The organism is Shewanella sp. SM20 (genome assembly GCF_025654545.1).
Classification (GTDB): Bacteria; Pseudomonadota; Gammaproteobacteria; order Enterobacterales; family Shewanellaceae; genus Shewanella; species Shewanella oncorhynchi.
In genome coordinates this window covers 13,971-29,401 of sequence record NZ_JAKKRK010000022.1, presented here as the reverse complement: position 1 = coordinate 29,401, position 15,431 = coordinate 13,971, and the positions used below count along the sequence as shown (strand labels likewise).

Here is a 15,431-nt window from a genome sequence, read left to right as displayed (position 1 = left end):
CCCTTACCTCTATCCTAGAGATAAGGATATGTTCACTAATAACAAAGACGGATTGCCATCATGAGTAAACGTACTTTTCAACCTAGCAACCTGAAGCGCAAGCGTTCTCACGGCTTCCGCGCTCGTATGGCTACTGTAGGCGGCCGTAAGGTGCTTGCACGTCGTCGTGCGAAAGGTCGCGCTCGTTTATCTGCTTAATAAGTGGGTAACTAGTTGACTAGCTATACCTTTTCGCGGGAGTTACGTTTGTTAACTCCCGCGCAATTTAAATCTGTATTTTCCAATCCCATCAAAGCATCTTCTGCTGAAATTACCTTGCTCGCTATTCCTAACACGGAACAACATCCGCGTATGGGCCTTACTGTTGCTAAACGCTATGTAAAACGCGCCAATCAACGTAACCGTATTAAGCGCGTGATCAGAGATAGTTTTCGCTTGAATCAACACGACATTCCTCATCTTGATATTGTTGTGCTTGTCAGAAATGGCGTGATGGAAATGGAAAACGCTGAAATCAACAAATTGATAGAAAAGCTATGGCGCAAACTCAGTCGCCGCTACAATGGCTAGCGACCACGTTAATTCGTGGCTATCAAGTATTCATAAGCCCTATACTGGGCCCTCGATGCCGTTTCAATCCCACCTGCTCTCACTACGCTATTGAAGCAATAAAAGTGCATGGAACCGCGAAAGGTTGTTGGTTTGCATTGAAACGCATATTAAAATGTCACCCTTTACATCCCGGCGGTAGTGATCCCGTCCCCCCTAAAAATGATAGGTGTAATAAATAGGCTATGGAATCTCAACGCAATATATTGCTCATAGGACTACTGTTTGTCAGCTTTTTGCTGTGGCAACAGTGGCAAGCAGACAAAGCTCCTAAACCCGTTGCAACCGAATCGTCCTTAGTGGCGAACGCGGCAAGCTCGCACAGTGCCGATGTTCCAGAAGCTGATACAGGTGTTCCTGCTGCAGCAGTTACTGCAAACAGCAAACTGATTACGGTAAAAACAGATCAGTTAGACATTCAGATCAATCCAGTGGGTGGTGACATCGTTTTTGCTGCGTTAGTTTCGCACAAAAAAGAACTAGAGAAAGATCAACCATTCGTATTGCTTGAGCAAACGAATGATTTCACTTATATCGCTCAAAGTGGCCTAATTGGTCGCGATGGTATTGATAGCAGCGCAAAAGGCCGTGCCGCATTTAGCACAACGGCAACTGAATATACCTTAGCCGAAGGCCAAGATACCTTAGAAGTACCGTTAACTTATATCGCTGACAATGGTGTGACTTACACTAAAGTGTTCGTATTCCATCGCGGTAAGTTCAACATAGATGTTGACTATAAAATCAACAACACTTCAGCAGCACCACTGCAAGTTCAGATGTATGGTCAGATTAAACAAACGATCAAGCCATCTGAAAGCAGCATGATGATGCCTACCTATCGTGGTGGTGCGTTCTCAACGAATGATGTGCGCTATGAAAAATACAACTTTGACGACATGGCCAAAAGTAACCTGAACCAAGCCACTTTAGGCGGTTGGGCAGCCATGTTACAACACTATTTCGTTTCAGCTTGGGTGCCACCCGCAACTGACAGCAACACCATTTTTTCTAGTGTCAGTGCTGGCGGTTTAGCTAATATTGGTTTCCGCGGCGCGGTATACGATATTGCACCTGGTGCCAGCCAAGAAATTAGCTCACAGTTCTATGTTGGTCCTAAGGATCAAGCAGCACTGTCAGCGATTTCTGAAACCTTAAATCTAGTGGTTGATTACGGTTTCTTATGGTGGTTAGCGGTTCCTATTCACTGGCTATTGATGTTCTATCAATCATTCGTCGGTAACTGGGGTGTGGCAATTATTCTGATAACATTAACCGTTCGTGGTTTACTGTTCCCGCTGACAAAGGCGCAGTACACCTCAATGGCGAAGATGCGTAATCTGCAACCTAAGCTAACAGATTTGAAAGAACGCTTTGGTGATGACCGTCAAAAGATGGGTCAAGCCATGATGGAACTGTATAAGAAAGAAAAAGTTAACCCTATGGGTGGCTGTTTACCTATTATTTTACAGATGCCAATCTTCATTGCCTTATACTGGGTATTGCTAGAAAGCTTCGAATTACGTCATGCACCATTTATGCTGTGGATCCACGATTTATCGGTACAAGATCCTTACTACATACTGCCGCTGCTGATGGGCGTCTCTATGTTTGTAATGCAGAAGATGCAACCAATTGCGCCGACAATGGATCCAATGCAAGTGAAAATGATGCAATGGATGCCAGTAATCTTTACCGTATTCTTCCTGTGGTTCCCATCAGGTCTAGTACTGTACTGGTTAGTAGGTAACATAGTTGCCATCACGCAGCAGAAGATTATTTATGCAGGTCTTGAGAAAAAAGGCTTAAAATAAGCCCTACCTTTAGCAAAGCATAAAGTGAAAATAATACTAAAGGCGGCTTAATTAGCCGCCTTTTCCTTTACATGATTTGATAGATATTAGTTTGGTGGGTATTTCCGTGACAACTGACACTATCGTGGCTCAAGCCACCGCGCCCGGACGTGGCGGCGTTGGCATCATCCGAATTTCAGGCAACAAGGCCAGTGATGTCGCTATGGCCGTATTGGGTCATCTTCCTAAAACGAGATATGCCGATTATTGCGACTTTAAAAGTGCAACAGGCCAAGTAATCGACCAAGGCATAGCGCTGTTTTTTAAAGGCCCCAATTCCTTTACTGGCGAAGATGTATTAGAGCTTCAAGGCCACGGCGGCCAAATCGTTCTAGACATGCTGATCAAACGTGTAATGGAAGTCGGTGGTATTCGAATAGCCAAACCCGGTGAGTTCAGCGAACAAGCCTTTATGAACGACAAGCTAGACTTAACCCAAGCCGAAGCGATTGCCGATCTTATCGATGCCACCAGTGAGCAAGCGGCTAAAAGCGCGCTGCAATCACTCCAGGGTGAATTTTCTAAGGAAGTCCATGAGCTGGTGGATCAAGTCACTAACCTACGTTTATATGTAGAAGCTGCGATTGATTTCCCCGATGAAGAAGTCGACTTTTTAAGTGATGGCAAAATTGCCAATGCACTCTACAAAATCATCGACAAACTTGACCTAGTGCAAGCCAGTGCTAAACAAGGTTCTATCATCCGCGAAGGCATGAAAGTCGTGATCGCGGGTCGTCCTAACGCCGGAAAATCCAGCTTATTAAACGCCTTAGCCGGTAAAGAATCGGCTATTGTTACCGAAATTGCTGGTACAACACGGGATGTATTACGTGAGCACATCCACTTAGATGGCATGCCGCTGCACATTATAGATACCGCAGGCCTACGTGATACGACAGATACCGTTGAACAAATTGGTATAGAACGCGCGTGGAATGAAATAAACAGTGCCGATCGGGTGTTATTTATGGTGGATGGCACCACCACTGCCGCCGTTAATCCCCATGATATTTGGCCTGACTTTATCGATCGCCTGCCCTCAAATTTAGGTGTAACAGTGATCCGCAATAAAGCCGATCTTACTGGCGAAGACTTAATGATGACAGAGGAACAAGGTTATAGTGTTTACCGGATCTCGGCTAAAACGGGCTTAGGTGTTGAACAGTTAAAGCAGCATTTAAAATCACTCATGGGCTACCAGAGTAACCTCGAAGGTGGCTTTATCGCCCGGCGTCGTCACTTAGAAGCCCTAGAACTCGCCGCAAGCCATCTGCAATTGGGTAAAGAACAATTAGAAGTTTATCTAGCAGGAGAGCTGCTGGCAGAAGAGTTACGCATGTGCCAATTAGCACTATCAGAAATCACTGGCCGCTTCACCTCAGATGATCTCTTAGGCAAAATTTTTAGCTCTTTCTGTATCGGAAAATAACTAACCTTAATATTATTTCCAGATAAATCAGCCCATACAATATGGGCTAATTTTTTATCTACAACCGAATATTTCCACTCATCGACTAACTCATGATTCGACGTGGCGGTAATGATCTTGCATTTGATAGGATCTTGCATAAAGCGCAAACATCAATGCCGCCAAGATGGCAAAACCAGCAAAGAAAAACATCTGAAATGCGGTAATACTGATCCCCGTCTGGGCAATTTGCTCAGTCACAGCCGGACTTTTCACACTGACGTTCGCCAGTAACACCCATAAGTTACCGACGGTCACCGATAAGGTCCAAAAACTCATGATAGTGCCTTTCATGGCTTTAGGCGCTTGGCTATAAGCAAACTCTAGCCCAGTGGCAGAGACTAATACTTCACCAAAGGTGAGCAAAGCATAAGGCACAATCTGCCAAAATATTGATAATGCCGAGCCGCCATCCATCACCAATTGAATGCTACCAACGACTATCCAACTCACGCCCGTGATGGCAATCCCAGCCCCCATTTTACGCAAGGCAGTTAACTTTATACCCATACGCTCAATCGCCGGATATAACACAAAGTTATTAAATGGGATCAGTAACATAACTAATAATGGGTTTAAAGCTTGCATCATGGCGGGTTCAAACCATTCCGGTTTAGACATGTCATTGGCTTGCAGTATCCAAGTGGACGCTTTCTGATCGAACAAAGACCAAAAGGGAGTCACTAACGCAAATAAGATTAAGATCCGTAGCACCGAACGCACCCCATCAACGGCGATATCCGGATGGATCCCCCTAGCGCGTTCGAGTTGCAATGAAGCCCCTGCGCCAACAAATCCCATTACTAGCACTAACGCACAACACAAACCAGCAACGATACCTAAGGTTGGAATATTCACTAAAGCATACGCTGCAGAAATTATCCCAGCTAAAGCTAACACTAAACCTATGTTGGCTTGACCAGCGATTTTAGTGAGCAATGCGGTACGAATAACGGGTAAAAAACCATGGGGATTTTTCGGTTCAGGTGGCATATGTACATAACGTTTGCGGCCTAACCAGAAGAACACAGTTGCAATAAACATTAAGATACCAGGGATCCCAAATGCGACCGCAGCACCATAATATTTCAATAGTAATGGCATCGATAACGAGGCGAAGAAGGAGCCAAAGTTAATCGTAAAATAAAACAGATCAAACGCTTTCTGCGCCAATGTTTTATTGGTTTGATCAAATTGATCCCCCATAAAGGAAGAAACCAAGGGCTTAATCCCACCCGATCCGAGCGCAATTAAAAATAATCCCGTATAAAACCCTTGAATACTGTGTTCAAAAATAGCGAGAAACGCATGGCCAACACAGTAAATTAAACTTAACCATAAGATAGTATTGTATTTACCGAAAAAACGATCGGCAATCCAACCACCGAGTAACGGGAAAAAGTACACTCCAATGACAAAGGAATGGAACACATCCTTAGCCATAGTTCCGCGCAGTTCTTCTGGAATAGACAACAAAAGTGCTGTCATCAAGAATGGGGTAAGAATATTCCGCATACCGTAAAAGCTAAAACGTTCACAAGCTTCACTGGCTATGATGTAAGGAATTTGCCGTGGCCACTGGGGCGCATTTACGGGTGTTGTCATGGATCATCCTATTATAATTATTTGATTTTAAATGAAATTAACTTTTTAAATATATTAATTATGTATCAAGAAGCTAAAGGTAACATGTAAGCGAAACCAACCTTATATAAAGGATGCAAAAACTGCAAAAATCACATATTGCTTCTGTGGTCCTATCCACATTTCCTTTATGATGAACATAATAATAGCCATTCAGCTATCTATTTAATTGAAATTAGTTTTAAAAACAACAACACACTGAGAAATCATAATGGCAAAGATTGAAGTAATCGTTGGTACAACATTGGGCAGTGCAGAGTATGTTGCCGACGAAATGATGGCCCAATTAACGGAGCAAGGACACCAAGTTCAAGTTCATTTAACCCCAACATTGTGCGAAATAGACACCCATGCACTGTGGATTATCGTGTCATCAACTCATGGAGCTGGTGATCTTCCAGATAATATTCAGCCTTTTTTCAACGAAATTACCGAGCAAAAACCGGATCTCAGCCAAGTAAACTTTGCCTTATGTGCAATTGGTGACTCAAGTTACGATACCTTTTGCCAAGGCCCAGAAAAATTAATTTCGGCCATTCAAGACTGCGATGCAAAAGTCTTTGTGGATAAGATCCAGATCGATGTACAGCTTGATCCTGTGCCGGAAGACCCAGCCCTTGCATGGTTAGCACAATGGCAACAGGACATTTAAGATCGCTTATTGGATAAGGTCCCGATCTATGTACAGTTTAGATCCTATTTATCCACAATTTACTTATTTAAAGTATAAACATGTGGATAAGCTATTATTTAGATCTGATCAACCTCTGTACTATTCACAGTCCGATCTGCTTAATGATCCGCCTTGTGGATAAGTAGGCGATCTATCCCCATGTTTAATGACATTAGATCGCGATCAGATCACAGGATCAAGATCGCGCTAATTAATGATTTATATAATGAATTTGGGTTATGCACAGAAAAACGCGATCCTAATAGTAAACATAATAAGAAGATCTATATAAAGATCTTAAGATCTATTAGTCCGGATCATCTCGATCGAACAGCGTAAAATGATCATTCACCTAAGACGAAGCAAATGCTAAAATGCTCGGCTCGTACTGAGTCTCTTAGCAATTGAAGGTAGTGGCATGCATTTTCATGAACGGTTTGATGTTATTGTTGTTGGTGGTGGTCATGCCGGAACTGAAGCCGCGTTGGCAGCAGCAAGAATGGGATCAAAAACATTATTACTAACGCACAATATCGATACGTTAGGACAAATGTCATGTAATCCAGCGATCGGTGGCATAGGCAAAGGCCATTTAGTGAAAGAAATTGACGCCTTAGGTGGTGCAATGGCAATCGCAACCGATTATGCAGGGATCCAATTTAGAACCTTAAATTCAAGTAAAGGCCCAGCAGTACGAGCAACACGTGCACAAGCTGACCGTGCACTGTATCGTCAAAAAATCCAAAATATATTACAAAACCAACCTAACTTACGTATTTTCCAACAAGCCGTAGATGACTTAATTGTTGAAAATCATCAAGTAGTTGGTGTAGTTACCCAAATGGGTTTAGCCTTTGAATCTCCAGCTGTTGTATTAACAACAGGTACATTCTTAAGCGGCAAAATTCATATAGGCTTAGAAAACTACAGCGGTGGCCGTGCAGGCGATCCACCAGCGATTGCTTTAGCAAATCGATTACGTGAATTACCGATCCGAGTCGGCCGTTTAAAAACAGGTACCCCACCACGTATCGATGCAAACACGATTGATTTTTCTCAAATGGCTGAACAGAAAGGCGATTCTCCATTGCCTGTGATGTCGTTTATGGGCGATGTCAGTCACCATCCAAAGCAAATTTCTTGCTGGATCACTCACACCAATGAAAAAACCCATGAAATTATTCGTGGTGGTTTAGACAGAAGCCCTATGTATTCAGGCGTCATCGAAGGTATTGGTCCACGTTATTGCCCATCGATTGAAGACAAGATCCACCGTTTTGCGGATAAATCTTCGCATCAGATCTTCATCGAACCAGAAGGTTTAAATACCAATGAGATCTATCCTAACGGGATCTCTACTAGCTTACCTTTCGATGTACAGTTGAATTTAGTACGTTCGATCAAAGGCATGGAAAACGCAGAAATCATGCGTCCAGGTTATGCGATCGAATACGATTATTTCGATCCAAGAGATCTGAAAAACTCATTAGAAACCAAAGCGATCAACGGTTTATTCTTCGCTGGCCAAATAAACGGCACTACAGGTTATGAAGAAGCAGGTGCTCAAGGCTTGTTAGCGGGCATGAATGCCTCACTGCAAGTGCAAGGCAAAGAAGCCTGGTGTCCACGCCGTGACGAAGCTTATCTTGGAGTACTAGTTGATGATTTATCGACTCTGGGTACCAAAGAACCGTATCGCATGTTTACTAGCCGTGCCGAATACCGTTTGTTACTCCGTGAAGATAACGCTGATATTCGCTTAACGGCAAAAGGTCGCGAATTAGGTTTAGTTGACGACACTCGCTGGGCGGCATTTAGTGAGAAGTTAGAATCGATCGAACTTGAGTTACAACGTTTGCGCGCTCAATGGGTACATCCAAATTCACCTTTGATCCATGCGTTAAACCCACACTTGAATACGCCGATCTCTCGCGAAGCATCATTTGAAGAATTACTGCGTCGTCCAGAAATGGATTACAGTAAGTTGATGCAGATCGAAGGTTTTGGTCCAGGGCTTGAAGATCCACAGGCGGCTGAGCAAGTTCAGATCCAAGTTAAGTATTCTGGTTATATTCAACGTCAGCAGGAAGAGATCAACAAAGCTGTGCGTAATGAGAACACAGGTTTACCTTTGACGCTCGATTACAAAGAGGTACCGGGCTTGTCGAACGAAGTGATTGCTAAGTTAAATAACCACAAACCAGAAACCATAGGCCAAGCCTCACGGATCTCTGGTATTACGCCTGCGGCTATTTCAATTTTGTTAGTTCACCTCAAAAAGCGTGGCTTATTACGTAAGAGTGCGTAAAAGCTAGCTTAATCGCAGCTTAGGTCATAGAAGGGAAGCATTCAGGCTTCCCTTCATCGTTTTCGGGCTTCATAATAGCCTTCGCGTTCATAATCGTATCTTTGTTGAGGTTGCTCAGTGTTATCTGCCCAGTTAGAGGCTTATTTAGCCGAAATTAATTTGCCCGCAACCGTCGAGCAGAAAAAACAACTAATTGATTTTGTTGGTATGCTCAACAAATGGAATAAAGCCTATAACCTGACATCGGTGAGAGATCCCGAAGCTATGCTGATCCGTCATATCATGGACAGTTTAGTGGTTTCAAAACATCTGCAAGGTGAACGTTTTATCGATGTAGGCACTGGACCGGGTTTACCTGGGATCCCATTAGCGATTATGAATCCTGATAAACAATTTGTGTTATTGGATAGCTTAGGTAAACGTATTCGTTTTCAAAAACAAGTGTCTTTTGAATTAGGCATATATAACATCAGCTCAGTTGAAAGCCGCGTAGAAGCTTATCAACCGGAGGATAAATTCGACGGCGTATTAAGTCGTGCATTTGCCTCAATCCAAGATATGCTGACTTGGTGCCATCATCTCCCCGCCGAACATGGACAGTTTTATGCACTTAAAGGCCAGTTGAATGATGAAGAGATGCAACATATTCCAAGTGGATTTGTGGTGAAAGAAGTTATCGAGCTTAAGGTGCCTAAACTCGATGAAAAAAGACATTTATTGAAGATAATCAAAGAATAACAGGCTTAAAAGTGATAAATAAATCATTTATAAGCAAGGGCAATAAACCAGCATTTACATACAGGGTGATATTGTGGGTAAAGTGATTGCCGTGGCTAACCAGAAAGGTGGCGTAGGAAAAACAACTACTTGCGTTAACCTCGCCGCTTCGTTAGCAGCAACAAAACGTAAAGTATTATTGATCGATCTCGATCCTCAAGGTAATGCCACCATGGGGAGCGGTGTCGATAAGTATGACGTAGCTAATACAGCCTATGAATTATTGGTTGAAGAAAAATCCTTCGACGAGATCGTCATTAAAAACACTGCGGGTAAGTATGATCTGATCGCCAGTAATGGCGATGTCACTGCGGCAGAAATCAAATTGATGGAGTTTTTTGCCCGTGAGATCCGTTTGCGTAACGCACTCGCACCGATCAAAGATCAATATGATTATATCTTTATCGACTGCCCTCCTTCATTGAACATGTTGACCGTAAACGCTATGTCTGCGGCCGACTCTGTACTCGTGCCTATGCAGTGTGAATATTATGCCCTCGAAGGCTTAACTGCACTGATTGATACCATCACTAAGCTTGCTGCTATGGTTAATCCTGGACTTGGCATCGAAGGCATTTTACGTACTATGTATGATCCGCGTAATCGTTTATCTAATGATGTGTCCGATCAGCTAAAACAGCATTTTGGTGACAAAGTCTACCGTACTGTTATCCCACGTAATGTGAGGCTGGCAGAAGCACCAAGTTTTGGAGCGCCTGCTATGTATTACGATAAATCGAGTGCTGGCGCTAAGGCGTATCTAGCGCTTGCGGGTGAAATGATCCGTCGTTCAGAACAACAAACTCAGGCTAAGCAAGCGTAAAGGATCACCATGACGTTAAAGAAAAGAGGATTAGGCAAAGGGTTAGATGCCCTACTGAGTAACAGCCATGCCGCCAGTAAAAAGCACACTGACGAAGCTGATGTTGTCGATAAAAAAGAAGAGCTTATCCATCTCGATTTAGACTTATTACAGCCAGGTAAGTATCAACCTCGTAAAGACATGTCCCCCGAAGCGTTGGAAGAACTGGCACACTCTATCCGCAATCAAGGCATTATTCAGCCTATCGTTGTGAGACAAGTGACGAATAACATGTATGAGATCATTGCGGGTGAACGTCGTTGGCGTGCTGCGCAACTTGCTGGCTTGAATAAAATCCCCTGCATAGTAAAGCAAGTACCTGATGAAGCCGCTGTTGCTATTGCTTTGATTGAAAACATCCAGCGTGAAGACTTAAATGCCATGGAAGAAGCCATTGCATTGCAACGTTTAATGCAAGAGTTTGAACTGACTCACCAACAGGTTGCCGATGTTGTGGGAAAATCCAGAGCGAGTGTATCTAACTTGTTACGTTTAAACGGCCTAAATGAGCCTGTTAAGCGTCTACTCGAGTATGGCGACATTGATATGGGTCATGCTCGCGCTTTGTTGGCAATTGAGGGAGAAGAACAAACAAATCTTGCGAGATTAGTGGCCGCTAAGGAATTAACCGTTCGCGAAACTGAACGATTAATTAATCAAACCTTAAATCCGCCTAAACAAGCCGAAACTACGACTAAAGATCAAGATGTTTGTCGTTTAGAGCAGCAGTTAATTGAAAGATTAGGTGCCAAGGTTTCGATCGCTCATAGCAGTAAGGGCACGGGTAAAATTGTAATTAACTATCAGAATCTGGCTGAATTAGACGGAATTCTTAGTAAAATTCATTAATGTCTGTAGATTAACAGTTTTTAATGTAAATTTGTGACAGATGCTAATCTTACATTTTAACTCGTTTGGCGCGAGATCACGTTAAAAGTGTTGTTTTTCCTTATCTCAAAGTTGCAATGAAGGCGTGAAAAGGTATACTTTCGCAAGCTTTTTGTGCATCGACATAAATACGGGTATTTGTCATCCGGTCATCGAAACAAAAAGTATGAATGCGGAGAGGATGAATTGAGTAAGGTTTTAGCGCGTCGTGGCCGGTGGTCAGCCTATAAATTGGTGATGATGCAGGCGGCGGTCGCTGGGGGTGCTTCAATTCTCTTTTTCGCCGTGTGGGGAGTTCAGTTTGGCTATTCTGCATTAGCAGGTGGTTCAATCGCTGTGCTCCCTAATTTTGTATTCGCAACCCTCGCTTTCTCCCACACGGGAGCAAGTTCAGCTGCAAAAGTCATAAAGACTTTTTACTGGGGGGAAGCGGTAAAGTTGCTGTTAACCATCGCAATGTTTTCGTTTGTGTTTATCAATCTTAAGGTCGCTTTTATGCCGCTTTTTGTTTGTTATGTGCTGACGCTAATCGTGCATTGGACAGCTCCTTTATACTTCAAGCAAAGTTAAGTGGGATGAATCATGGCTGCAACTGGTGAAGCGTTAACACCGCAGGGCTATATCCAACATCACCTTACCAACTTAAGTGTTGGTGAAGGCTTTTGGACATGGCACATTGATTCGTTGTTCTTTTCGGTTGGTCTTGGTGTTCTGTTCCTGTGGATTTTCCGCAGCGTTGGTAAAAAAGCGACTTCCGGTGTTCCTGGCAAACTGCAATGTTTTGTTGAGATGATCGTTGAGTTCGTAAATAACAGCGTGAAAGAAAGTTTTCATGGTCGCAATGCTCTGATCGCACCTTTAGCTCTGACCATTTTTGTATGGGTATTCATGATGAACTTCATGGATATGATCCCTGTAGATTGGCTGCCTCACGCAGCAAGTTTAATGGGTATTCCATATCTTAAAGCGGTTCCGACGACTGACGTTAACATTACCTTTAGCTTAGCTATCGGTGTGTTCGTGCTGATTATTTTCTACAGCATTAAGGTCAAAGGTGTGTCTGGGTTTGTTAAAGAACTGACACTACAGCCCTTTAACCATAAGGCAATGATACCCGTCAACCTCCTATTAGAGACTGTTACTTTGATTGCTAAGCCAATTTCATTGGCATTGCGACTCTTTGGTAACTTGTACGCAGGTGAGTTGATCTTCATCCTTATTGCGCTGATGTATGGTACCAACTTGTTATTATCTACCCTAGGTGTGACTCTGCAACTGGGCTGGTTAATATTCCACATTTTGGTTATCACGCTGCAGGCGTTTATCTTCATGATGTTGACCATTGTTTATTTAAGCATGGCGCATGAAGATCATTAAGGATTGCTGAAGAAATTTTAAACTAAATCATCAACTAATATAGATTTAGATACTGGAGATACAGATGGAAACGATTTTAGGCATGACAGCTATCGCTGTTGCTCTGCTGATTGGTATGGGTGCTCTTGGTACTGCAATCGGTTTCGGCTTATTAGGCGGTAAGTTCTTGGAAGGCGCAGCGCGTCAACCAGAAATGGCTCCTATGCTACAAGTTAAAATGTTCATCGTAGCGGGTCTTCTTGACGCCGTAACTATGATCGGTGTTGGTATCGCATTATTTATGCTATTTACCAACCCACTGGGTGCAATGCTGTAAAAAACGCTTCTGTCTTAACTCTAAATAGGAGGCTGTTGTGAATTTCAACGCTACCCTAATCGGTCAGACGGTCGCCTTTATCATCTTCGTGTGGTTTTGCATGAAGTTTGTATGGCCCCCTTTGATGAATGCCATCGAAGAGCGCCAAAAAAGGATTGCTGACGGTCTAGCTGATGCTGATCGTGCGGTAAAAGACCTGGAGTTGGCACAAGCGAAAGCGACTGACCAACTAAAAGAAGCCAAGGTAACGGCTAATGAAATTATTGAGCAAGCTAACAAGCGTAAAGCTCAAATAGTTGAAGAAGCCAAAACCGAAGCAGACGCTGAGCGTGCTAAAATCATCGCTCAGGGTAAAGCAGAAATTGAAGCTGAACGTAATCGCGTCAAAGAGGATCTGCGTAAGCAGGTTGCTACTCTTGCCATCATGGGTGCTGAGAAGATCCTTGAGCGTTCTATTGATCCAGCCGCCCACAGTGACATAGTTAATAAACTAGTCGCTGAAATTTGATAAGGGAGTTGAGTTATGGCTGAATTAACCACCATCGCTCGCCCTTACGCAAAGGCAGCTTTTGACTTTGCTATTGAACAAGATACAGTGGATTCTTGGGCTGAAATGCTCACGTTTGCCGCATTGGTGAGTGAAAACGAAACCATGCAACCACTGTTAGCTGGCTCTTTAGCCAGCACTAAGCTCGCAGCACTCTTTATTAGTGTGTGTGGTGAGCAAGTCAATGTGCAAGGTCAGAACCTGATAAAGGTAATGGCTGAAAACGGTCGCTTAAAGGTGCTACCTGCTGTATCTCAGTTATTTACTGAATACCGTAATGAGTGGGCAAAAGAAGTAGAAGCCGATGTGGTTTCTGCAACTGAGCTGAGCTCTGAACAACAACAGCAGATTAGTATTTCTTTAGAGAAACGTCTCGCACGCAAAGTTAAGCTGAATTGTAGCACTGACGCCGCGCTCATCGCCGGTGTAATCATTAAGACAGGAGACCTAGTCATCGATGGCTCGGTCCGCGGTAAGTTATCGCGTCTGTCTGATAAGCTGCAGTCGTAATTGGGAGTTTGAGCATGCAACTGAATTCCACTGAAATCAGCGATCTGATTAAGCAGCGGATCGAGCAGTTCGAAGTCGTTAGCGAATCTCGTAACGAAGGTACTATCGTTGCGGTAAGTGACGGCATCATCCGCATCCACGGCCTAGCCGACGTGATGCAAGGTGAGATGATCGAACTGCCTGGTAACCGTTTTGCAATCGCGTTGAACCTTGAACGTGATTCTGTCGGTGCCGTAGTAATGGGTCCTTATGCTGATTTAGCAGAAGGCGTAAAAGTGAAAACGACTGGCCGTATTCTGGAAGTTCCAGTTGGCCGCGGTCTTCTTGGCCGCGTTGTTAACACTCTAGGTGAGCCAATTGACGGTAAAGGACCTATCGATAACGATGGTTTCTCGCCAATTGAAGTTATCGCACCAGGTGTTATTGAACGTCAGTCTGTTGATCAACCAGTTCAAACTGGTTACAAAGCCGTTGATGCCATGATCCCTATCGGTCGTGGTCAACGTGAATTGATCATTGGCGACCGTCAAACTGGTAAAACAGCAATGGCGATCGACGCAATTATCAACCAGAAAAATTCTGGCATTAAATGTGTGTACGTCGCGATTGGCCAAAAGGCTTCTACTATCGCTAACGTAGTGCGCAAGCTAGAAGAACACGGTGCGTTAGCTAACACTATCGTTGTTGTTGCAACTGCTTCTGAAGCCGCTGCTCTACAATACTTAGCGCCATATTCTGGTTGTTCTATGGGTGAATACTTCCGTGACCGCGGTGAAGATTCTTTGATCGTATACGATGATTTGTCTAAGCAAGCAGTTGCTTATCGTCAAATTTCGTTACTGCTCAAGCGTCCACCAGGCCGTGAAGCTTACCCAGGTGACGTATTCTATCTACACTCACGTTTATTAGAGCGTGCATCACGCGTTAACGCGATTTATGTAGAGAAGTTCACTAAAGGTGCAGTAACTGGCAAAACTGGTTCTTTAACCGCGCTGCCGATTATTGAAACGCAAGCGGGTGACGTTTCTGCATTCGTACCGACCAACGTAATTTCTATTACCGATGGTCAGATCTTCCTTGAGACCGATCTGTTTAACTCTGGCCTACGTCCAGCGGTTAACCCAGGTATTTCTGTTTCTCGTGTTGGTGGTGCGGCTCAGACTAAGATCATCAAGAAACTGTCTGGTGGTATTCGTACCGCACTAGCACAGTATCGTGAGCTTGCTGCGTTCTCGCAATTTGCATCTGATCTTGACGATGCAACACGTGCTCAGCTTGAGCATGGTGTGCGTGTTACCGAACTGATGAAGCAAAAGCAATATGCTCCTATGAGCGTAGCCGCTCAAGCTGTGTCTATTTTCTCAGCTGAAAAAGGTTACCTGAAGAGTGTTGAGCTGAATAAGGTCGGTAATTTCGAAGCAGCTCTGCTCTCGTTCATGAACAGCGAGCATGCTCCTTTAATGAAGCTTATCAACGAAACTGGCGATTATAGCGCTGATATCGAAGCTGAATTAAAAGCTGGCCTCGACAAGTTCGTAGCAACCCAAACCTGGTAACAATGATAGAGGTGTCTTAAGACACCTCAGGTCCAGATTGGAG

Annotated in this window: 17 protein-coding genes; 16 read left to right on the top strand and 1 reads right to left on the bottom strand. The window is 43.7% G+C overall.

All coding sequences use genetic code 11. The annotated features are described in order from the left end of the window. The first annotated feature begins 60 nt into the window (after positions 1-60). The 5 genes from rpmH to mnmE all read left to right on the top strand — a co-directional run bounded on the left by rpmH (position 61) and on the right by mnmE (position 3,891). Entirely contained in the window at positions 61-198 is a 138-nt protein-coding gene (rpmH, locus tag L5M18_RS10940; protein ID WP_006083827.1) for a 50S ribosomal protein L34, read from the top strand. A gap of 15 nt (positions 199-213) precedes the next feature. After that, on the top strand, positions 214-570 hold the full coding sequence (gene rnpA, locus L5M18_RS10935) for a ribonuclease P protein component (RefSeq protein ID WP_105250802.1): 357 nt from the start codon (positions 214-216) through the stop codon (positions 568-570). Beyond that, a complete protein-coding gene (yidD, locus tag L5M18_RS10930; protein ID WP_006083829.1) occupies positions 537-791 on the top strand; it encodes a membrane protein insertion efficiency factor YidD in 255 nt (84 codons plus the stop codon). Before rnpA ends, yidD begins: the two co-directional genes overlap by 34 nt. Positions 792-794: 3 nt before the next feature. Beyond that, complete coding sequence (gene yidC, locus L5M18_RS10925) at positions 795-2,423, top strand: membrane protein insertase YidC (protein WP_105250801.1); 1,629 nt, start codon at positions 795-797, stop codon at positions 2,421-2,423. Positions 2,424-2,529: 106 nt separating this feature from the next. Continuing rightward, on the top strand, positions 2,530-3,891 hold the full coding sequence (gene mnmE / locus L5M18_RS10920; protein ID WP_263164821.1) for a tRNA uridine-5-carboxymethylaminomethyl(34) synthesis GTPase MnmE: 1,362 nt from the start codon (positions 2,530-2,532) through the stop codon (positions 3,889-3,891). Positions 3,892-3,981: 90 nt separating this feature from the next. Here mnmE and L5M18_RS10915 read toward each other — a convergent pair whose 3' ends face one another. Beyond that, positions 3,982-5,535, bottom strand: a complete 1,554-nt coding sequence (locus L5M18_RS10915; protein ID WP_263164823.1) for an oligopeptide:H+ symporter — start codon at positions 5,533-5,535, stop codon at positions 3,982-3,984. Positions 5,536-5,785: 250 nt separating this feature from the next. Here L5M18_RS10915 and mioC point away from each other — a divergent pair, with 250 nt between their 5' ends. The 11 genes from mioC to atpA all read left to right on the top strand — a co-directional run bounded on the left by mioC (position 5,786) and on the right by atpA (position 15,388). Further along, positions 5,786-6,226 carry an FMN-binding protein MioC gene (gene mioC, locus L5M18_RS10910; RefSeq protein WP_263196933.1) on the top strand — a complete coding sequence of 147 codons (441 nt, stop codon included), beginning with the start codon at positions 5,786-5,788 and terminating at the stop codon, positions 6,224-6,226. 439 nt (positions 6,227-6,665) lie between these two features. Continuing rightward, positions 6,666-8,555 (top strand): tRNA uridine-5-carboxymethylaminomethyl(34) synthesis enzyme MnmG, encoded by a 1,890-nt coding sequence (gene mnmG / locus L5M18_RS10905; protein ID WP_113941417.1) that lies wholly within the window; start codon positions 6,666-6,668, stop codon positions 8,553-8,555. Positions 8,556-8,672: 117 nt separating this feature from the next. Continuing rightward, complete coding sequence (gene rsmG, locus L5M18_RS10900; protein WP_263174232.1) at positions 8,673-9,293, top strand: 16S rRNA (guanine(527)-N(7))-methyltransferase RsmG; 621 nt, start codon at positions 8,673-8,675, stop codon at positions 9,291-9,293. Between the two features lie 73 nt (positions 9,294-9,366). Next, entirely contained in the window at positions 9,367-10,155 is a 789-nt protein-coding gene (locus tag L5M18_RS10895; protein ID WP_105250796.1) for a ParA family protein, read from the top strand. A 9-nt stretch (positions 10,156-10,164) separates the two neighbouring features. Further along, positions 10,165-11,043 (top strand): ParB/RepB/Spo0J family partition protein, encoded by an 879-nt coding sequence (locus L5M18_RS10890; protein ID WP_131524523.1) that lies wholly within the window; start codon positions 10,165-10,167, stop codon positions 11,041-11,043. 225 nt (positions 11,044-11,268) lie between these two features. After that, positions 11,269-11,652 (top strand): ATP synthase subunit I, encoded by a 384-nt coding sequence (locus L5M18_RS10885; RefSeq protein ID WP_105250794.1) that lies wholly within the window; start codon positions 11,269-11,271, stop codon positions 11,650-11,652. Between the two features lie 12 nt (positions 11,653-11,664). Continuing rightward, the gene (atpB, locus tag L5M18_RS10880) at positions 11,665-12,459 is read left to right on the top strand and encodes a F0F1 ATP synthase subunit A (RefSeq protein ID WP_107950087.1); all 795 of its coding nucleotides are present in this window, start codon (positions 11,665-11,667) and stop codon (positions 12,457-12,459) included. Positions 12,460-12,523: 64 nt separating this feature from the next. Continuing rightward, positions 12,524-12,775, top strand: coding sequence for a F0F1 ATP synthase subunit C (atpE, locus tag L5M18_RS10875; RefSeq protein WP_006083840.1), 252 nt, complete (start codon positions 12,524-12,526; stop codon positions 12,773-12,775). 37 nt (positions 12,776-12,812) lie between these two features. Next, the gene (gene atpF, locus L5M18_RS10870) at positions 12,813-13,283 is read left to right on the top strand and encodes a F0F1 ATP synthase subunit B (RefSeq protein ID WP_006083841.1); all 471 of its coding nucleotides are present in this window, start codon (positions 12,813-12,815) and stop codon (positions 13,281-13,283) included. Positions 13,284-13,298: 15 nt separating this feature from the next. Beyond that, a complete protein-coding gene (gene atpH / locus L5M18_RS10865) occupies positions 13,299-13,832 on the top strand; it encodes a F0F1 ATP synthase subunit delta (protein WP_263196932.1) in 534 nt (177 codons plus the stop codon). A 14-nt stretch (positions 13,833-13,846) separates the two neighbouring features. Further along, positions 13,847-15,388: a F0F1 ATP synthase subunit alpha gene (gene atpA, locus L5M18_RS10860; RefSeq protein ID WP_105250792.1), complete on the top strand. Its 1,542-nt coding sequence runs from the start codon at positions 13,847-13,849 to the stop codon at positions 15,386-15,388. Positions 15,389-15,431 lie beyond the last annotated feature (43 nt).

Bases quoted from the DNA above. Each gene is read 5' to 3' on its own strand.
- atpB (WP_107950087.1), top strand. From the start codon at position 11,665: ATGGCTGCAACTGGTGAAGCGTTAACACCGCAGGGCTATATCCAACAT.
- atpH (WP_263196932.1), top strand. From the start codon at position 13,299: ATGGCTGAATTAACCACCATCGCTCGCCCTTACGCAAAGGCAGCTTTT.
- mnmG (WP_113941417.1), top strand. From the start codon at position 6,666: ATGCATTTTCATGAACGGTTTGATGTTATTGTTGTTGGTGGTGGTCAT.
- mioC (WP_263196933.1), top strand. From the start codon at position 5,786: ATGGCAAAGATTGAAGTAATCGTTGGTACAACATTGGGCAGTGCAGAG.
- L5M18_RS10915 (WP_263164823.1), bottom strand. From the start codon at position 5,535: ATGACAACACCCGTAAATGCGCCCCAGTGGCCACGGCAAATTCCTTAC.
- yidC (WP_105250801.1), top strand. From the start codon at position 795: ATGGAATCTCAACGCAATATATTGCTCATAGGACTACTGTTTGTCAGC.
- yidD (WP_006083829.1), top strand. From the start codon at position 537: ATGGCGCAAACTCAGTCGCCGCTACAATGGCTAGCGACCACGTTAATT.
- atpA (WP_105250792.1), top strand. From the start codon at position 13,847: ATGCAACTGAATTCCACTGAAATCAGCGATCTGATTAAGCAGCGGATC.
- L5M18_RS10890 (WP_131524523.1), top strand. From the start codon at position 10,165: ATGACGTTAAAGAAAAGAGGATTAGGCAAAGGGTTAGATGCCCTACTG.
- atpE (WP_006083840.1), top strand. From the start codon at position 12,524: ATGGAAACGATTTTAGGCATGACAGCTATCGCTGTTGCTCTGCTGATT.
- rpmH (WP_006083827.1), top strand. From the start codon at position 61: ATGAGTAAACGTACTTTTCAACCTAGCAACCTGAAGCGCAAGCGTTCT.